General features: G+C 50.7%; 4 protein-coding genes. All 4 read right to left on the bottom strand.

Annotated features, from left to right (window positions below):
- Positions 1 to 327: 327 nt before the first annotated feature.
- Genes H6G62_RS12000 through H6G62_RS11985 form a run of 4 tightly spaced genes read right to left on the bottom strand, consistent with a single transcriptional unit; the run spans position 328 to position 5,982 of the window.
- On the bottom strand, positions 328 to 771 hold the full coding sequence (locus H6G62_RS12000; RefSeq protein ID WP_190495368.1) for a hypothetical protein: 444 nt from the start codon (positions 769 to 771) through the stop codon (positions 328 to 330).
- Positions 772 to 819: 48 nt separating this feature from the next.
- Positions 820 to 2,703, bottom strand: coding sequence for a nucleoside-diphosphate sugar epimerase/dehydratase (locus H6G62_RS11995; RefSeq protein WP_190495366.1), 1,884 nt, complete (start codon positions 2,701 to 2,703; stop codon positions 820 to 822).
- Between the two features lie 3 nt (positions 2,704 to 2,706).
- Positions 2,707 to 5,013, bottom strand: coding sequence for an AAA family ATPase (locus H6G62_RS11990; RefSeq protein WP_190495365.1), 2,307 nt, complete (start codon positions 5,011 to 5,013; stop codon positions 2,707 to 2,709).
- Positions 5,014 to 5,040: 27 nt separating this feature from the next.
- Positions 5,041 to 5,982: a polysaccharide biosynthesis/export family protein gene (locus H6G62_RS11985; RefSeq protein WP_190495363.1), complete on the bottom strand. Its 942-nt coding sequence runs from the start codon at positions 5,980 to 5,982 to the stop codon at positions 5,041 to 5,043.
- Between the last annotated feature and the right edge of the window lie 18 nt (positions 5,983 to 6,000).

Below are 6,000 nucleotides of genomic sequence, written 5' to 3'. Positions count from 1 at the left end.
CTCTACTTTTGCCTAAATTCATCGCCGCTAAGCTTAACCCCTTGCCCCCTCAGGTCTCCCAAAGCTTAGTAACTTAGTACCCCTGTCCAGAACTTATGACTGTCCAGTAAACAAAAATGAATCGATGGATAGGAAGAGTTCTGCTCTGTGACAGTTCCTAAAGAGTGTTTTCAGGGTTGGAATATTGTTGGGAAAAGCTCCACCATGAGATCTATGACCTAGGGAGAAATATAGCGGTTCCTGATCGAATGAAGTACAGGAGGATCCTTGCTGGATAAGGGTTACAGGTCTCTGTACGTACCTCATGCCACCGAGAACCGCTATAGGTTAAACAACAAATCTGAAATCCTTAATGCCACCATAATTGTTTGCCCGCGCTTGGCGACGGGTAAAAGCTCCAACGGAGGGGTTGCCTTCGGGATGGATAACTCCAGCGGCTTGTTCCCATAGCTCTCGTGCAACCGCTGAGATACGATATTCTCGTTGATCGATCATTTGTATATGGTACCAGGATACAGCCTCGCATTCTGGGCACCAAAACCCTTCAATCCACTCATTATCTAGCTTAACAGCAGTTTCCGTGGCGATCAGCATGAGGGCGACCCGGCGGCTGACACCGCGCTGGCGTAGTTGCTCTGGGGATTCGGTATAGAGCCAATATTTGCGACTAGCGCTATCTAAATAACAGCCGTGATCGGGACAGTAAATCTGACGACGCTTAGAACGCTTACGGTTGCGATTACATCGCTTTTCGCTTTCAAGTTTACCCATAGGTACCATCCTTTTTAGAAACGTTGTATCATCAATCACCTGATCAGCCTAGGCAATAATCTGATTGTTTTCTAACCTGGCTGGCGCTAGGGGGAGAACCTTGTCCTTGGGTTGATATTCAGGGATGAGGGCTTGGAGGTATTTCCGAATTGCCATCATGTCGCCTGTTTGGGCCGCCTGAAGTAGTTGATCTATGTACCGATGAAGATCACCGATGTTACCATCGTAGTCCTGGGCCATAAATATCTTTGGATGCTTCGTAGGCATGGCTTTCTTTCGATCAATTAAAAGCTCTTCATATAGTTTTTCCCCAGGGCGAAGCCCAGTTATCTTAATAGGTATATCTATCTCCGGTAGTAAACCACTCAAATAAATCATTTGTTTAGCTAAATCATAGATTTTGACTGGTTTACCCATATCTAATAGAAAAATTTCGCCCTGACCTCCCATGGCACCAGCTTGAATCACCAACCGAGCTGCCTCTGGAATGGACATGAAGTAGCGGGTCACCTCGGGGTGGGTTACCGTAATTGCCTTGCCTGCCCTAATTTGATCGGTAAATCGTGGTACTACCGATCCGGTACTGCCTAACACATTGCCAAATCGAACAATACTAAACCGGGTCGTTGTGCTGCTACTGGCTATGGATTGTAGGATCAGTTCCGCTACTCGCTTGGTTGCTCCCATCACATTGGTAGGACGTACCGCCTTATCTGTCGAAATTAAGACAAAGGTATTGATGGCATGGTCAAGAGCCGCCTCAGCCACAATGCGGGTTCCTAGAATATTGTTTATCACTGCCGCCCCGGCATTATGCTCCACTAAGGGGACATGTTTATAGGCAGCAGCATGATAAATCGTATTCACCCTATGCTGCGTGAGAACAGCCCTTAGACGAGCCGGATCGGTGACCGATCCTAGATAGGGGAGGCAAGCTAAATCTGGGAACGTTTCGCTGAGCTCTAGATCAATCTGATAGAGGGCAAACTCATTGAGTTCATAGAGGATGAGCTGTTGTGGCTTTTGTCGAGCAATCTGACGACAGAGTTCTGACCCAATAGATCCACCAGCCCCGGTGACCAGGACGACTTTTCCCCTAATATCAGCAGCCAAAAGTGATTCATCGGGTAACACCTCATCGCGGTTTAAGAGATCCTTAACGCTGACCGAGAGCAATGTGTTAATTCCCGTCTGGCCCGACACAATTTCCTCTAGGGTCGGCACTGTTTTTACGGTCACTGGCAGAGAGGCTAGGGAATTCAGGATCGTCGCTTGCTCTGATCTGGAGATGGATGGCATGGCGAGTAGCAACGTCTCCACCCCATAATCACCGATCAGTTTCGGCAAAAAAACGGGATTGTATACCATAATGCCACCGACTAGGTGTGACTGTATTTGTGGATTATCGTCCACAAAGGCGACAATCTTAAACTCACGACCTGCGGATAGGGTTTTAGCCAATTGTGAACCTGCCATGCCCGCACCATAGATAATCAGGGGCTTTCTAGGATGGTGGATAGATTCGGCATAAACCAGAAATCGCGCTAAAGATCGAATCCCCAGAACTAGCAGGAACGTCCAGACGAAATCATTCACCCAGAGCACGAAGGAGTAGGCTGGGTAGGTCATGACTACCAACAGAATGCCAAAGAGTAAGCTCGATAGAACAACCCCTTTCCAAAGCAGTTCAGAGCTGATGTACTTCAGGACAGATCGATGGAGTCCTACGGCATAAAACACCAAGGTTTTCACTAGCACACTACCCAAGAACAATAACCTGTAGACCGACAGTTCACTGAAGAGCAACAGAGAGTGCTGTGTCAGAGAAAGGGCAATATAGAGGGCTAGGATAATGGCCAACACATCAGTCAACCAAAGCATATAGAGCTTGGCTCGACGGGGAAGATCAGCTAACTTGCGAAATAAACCCATGGATTACCTGCCTGCACCTAAATCGACGCCATTGGCCACTAGGCCCAGGATAGACGTTTGCGACGTTGTGCGAAAATCCCTGACCGCGTCATTGACGAGATCTCGATTCGTTTGACCTATCCTGATAACAAGCAATAAACCGTCGGCGTGGTAGCTCACAAGTTTAGTAGCAGCCTCATTGAGGGATCCTGAAGTGTCAAGAATAATCAAATCATAGTCAGTTCGGCATTTTTTCAGGCATCGATCAAAATCGGAGTTGCTCCACAGACCTGTCGATAAGACCATGTCCTGATCGGCAAACTGCAACAGATCAAGGTTGCCATTATCGAGGAGGGGCTTCACCGTCGGCCCTAGTCCTTCATTAGCAGTGAACGCCTTGTGTGGAGTCTCTAGACCAAATAGCGATCCAAGCTGAGGATGGACTAAATCGCAGTCTACCAGCAACACTCTCCGACCTGCCTTGGCCGAGGCAAGGGCTAGGTGGCAGGCTGCCGTTGTTTTCCCTTCTCCCGCTGCTACCGAGGAGATGGCGACCACTTGAATTGACCGATTGGCACTGAGTAAACGGAGGTTAGCACTTAGATCCTGAAACGCCGCTTCAAACCGAAGCTGATCTAAAGAGAAATGTGATGACCTAGGATTAGCCTGACGTCGAACGTCAGACTGAGCCATAGGAAGTGCGAGGGAGCCCGCCATTGTGTGGGCCAAGTTAGCCTGAGTTTGATGTATCAAAGGCAGCAGACGGCGGGCCTTGGGCACAGAGGCCAAAATGGGAAGCCCAGTATCTTCGCCGACATGATCTGGGCCATGGTAAGAACGATCTAGCATTTCTAGCAGGAAAACGGTGCCTAAGCCCAGCACTGTGCTGCCGACTAAGGCGATCACTAAGCCCCGGACAAGACGACTTTCTGGCTCCAGAGGCTTGCTTAGGTCATAGCCTGAGACAATGATCCAGGGATTGGTTTCGGCTTCTAGCTGGAGTTTCAACTCCTGCTGGGCGGCTAGCAGCCCTTGTAGGGCGGCCTCTGAGAGAGCTAGATTACGTTCAATTTCTCTAAAGTTACTGCCGAGGTTGACTAAGTTGTCGAGCTGGTCAGACAGCGTCCCGTAGAGTTGGGATAGAGATTGGTATTGAACTTCTAGAACTTGAATTTGGTTGATTGCTGAGACCAGTTCCTTGGCCAAATCACGACCAATGGAGCCCTGGTAGCCTAGCGTTTGCGGGGTGACGCGACCAGCGGAAGTGACGGCACTACCCAAGTTTCGCTCCACCTCTGCTTCGAGGAGCGGTAGTAATTGTCGCTGTTTGTCCTGAAGCGCCTGAATCATCGGTGTATCAGCTCTGAACCGGGCCGATTCCACCGCAATTTCACTTTCCAGTTCTCGGTATTGAGTCAACAAACTTTGATACACCGGAGACTCACTCAAGTTGGCGACCAAGATTGCCTCCGCTGGCTGTAGACCTACCTGATTTCGGAGATTATTGTATTTTTCCAAGGTCGTCTCAATGGTAATTCGAGTGTTTTGTTGCTCTAGCAAAACTTCACTACGACGAGTTTCTAGAGCCTCACTAGCTGACTTGAGATCCAGAATTTGGTTTTGCCCCTGGAACTGAAGCAAAGATGCCTGCGTACTCGCCACCTCCTGGCGCTGCACCGCCACCTGGGCATTCAGATCGTTGAGTCGCCGGATGAGGGACATCTGCTGGGTTTCGGTGCTGTAGTTAACGTAGACCGTTTGCAGCTCAGAAATCACTCTGTCCACCAGATCTGGATCCTTGGAACGAAATGACACCTCCAAAATCTTAGATAGCTCCACTTGCTCAACTGTTAGATCTTCCAGTAGTGCCCCATGTCCAAATTCTGGATCCTCAGTCTGTGCCCGCGCCGCCTCGACAACCGGTTCCAGAACAAGCTCACTCTGTAGGACGGCAATCAGACTGCTGTAGTCAGCCCCTCCAGCCCCTCTCGGTAGGGCAACCCCAGCTAAGCCAGCCCCTCCAGCGAGGGCGGCTAGACCGGAAGAGGCAGATTCACGTCCCGTAAGCTTATCGAGGGGCTCTATGGCCATGGAGAAGGATCGTTCATAAACCGGGGGGCGGCTTACATAAAAAGCTAATAGCCCGACAAAAGTGGCCGTGGTTACTCCCAATAGGGGAAGCCAGCGCCGTTTGAGAGCGGCAAACAGATCGCGGAGTTCAATTTCGTCGTCTGGCTCAGTGCGATAGGCATCCAGATTAGGGCTGACGACTAATTGTGGATAGTCGCGATTGCCATTGGCTGCTGGCTCGATATGTTTCAAATCTTCCATGACCCTGCCTAAGAACCTATCGCCGAGCTAAAAACCAAATAGTCGAATGAAAGTAGAAACTCCGACAAAAGGGGCCAGTAGGACGTTCAACCAGTCAGTAGTCCGAGCAATGGTAGTACGTCGCACGATCACCACATCATCGGATATCAGGATAGGGTTGTTTTGATCGTTGGGTGGCGCAGAGAGATCCACGTCGTAGGTTTGTCGCAGGACGGTGCCATCTCGGTTTAGGCGCACGAGTTCTACGGAGGAGGATTGTACCCTGGGGTTATCTAGCCCTCCAGCAGCCAAGATGGCTTGGTTCAGACTAGCATTGACTGGCAATTCGATACTGCCGCCCTGGGATACCTCCCCTACCACCTGCACCATAATCTTATCGGGCGAGAAATTGGCAGTGGCAATCCTGATCAGTTCCTCTGGAGGAGCCGTGGCAACGGATACAATCACCCTATCCCCATCCCGCAACCGAATATCTTGATCCAAGTCTCCTGCCTGAATTAAATCCCACAGGTTCGCTTCCAAAACCGTAGGTTCCCCCGTGAGGGTAGGTCGAATGACCTGGACTCGGCGCACATCGGCCTGTTCAGTCACTCCCCCAGCACCTTGGATGACCTGGGTCAAGGTTGGCCAACTAAGACTAGATCCGTCGCCGGAGCCAGTCGGGGTAAACTCAATATCATAGGATCCTGGTCTCCTAACCTCCCCCGCCACCGCCACTCTCACGGGACGAGGGGACTCTAGGGTCACCGTCACCTGGGGCGGGCGGGTCAGCATGGGGGCATAGCGCTGGGTTAGAAGACTGGTCGCCTCTAGGAGCGTCATACCCTGGACATCTACGTCGCCGAGCAACGGGATGCTGAGGGTGCCATCCACCAGAACGGTGTAGGAGGCGCTAAATTCGGGCACATTAAACACATCTACCTGGACTTGATCCCCCGCTCCAAGCACATAGGCATCCCGTTGACCCAAAGACGGCGAATGAGGGGT

It is taken from the genome of Phormidium sp. FACHB-1136 (assembly GCF_014697375.1).
In the GTDB taxonomy this organism is placed as follows: domain Bacteria; phylum Cyanobacteriota; class Cyanobacteriia; order Phormidesmidales; family Phormidesmidaceae; genus Nodosilinea.
This window is presented reverse-complemented; position numbering and strand designations above follow the sequence as displayed.

Excerpts from the sequence above, each read along its gene's own strand:
- H6G62_RS11995 (WP_190495366.1), bottom strand. The coding sequence starts at position 2,703 with ATGGGTTTATTTCGCAAGTTAGCTGATCTTCCCCGTCGAGCCAAGCTC.
- H6G62_RS11990 (WP_190495365.1), bottom strand. The coding sequence starts at position 5,013 with ATGGAAGATTTGAAACATATCGAGCCAGCAGCCAATGGCAATCGCGAC.
- H6G62_RS12000 (WP_190495368.1), bottom strand. The coding sequence starts at position 771 with ATGGGTAAACTTGAAAGCGAAAAGCGATGTAATCGCAACCGTAAGCGT.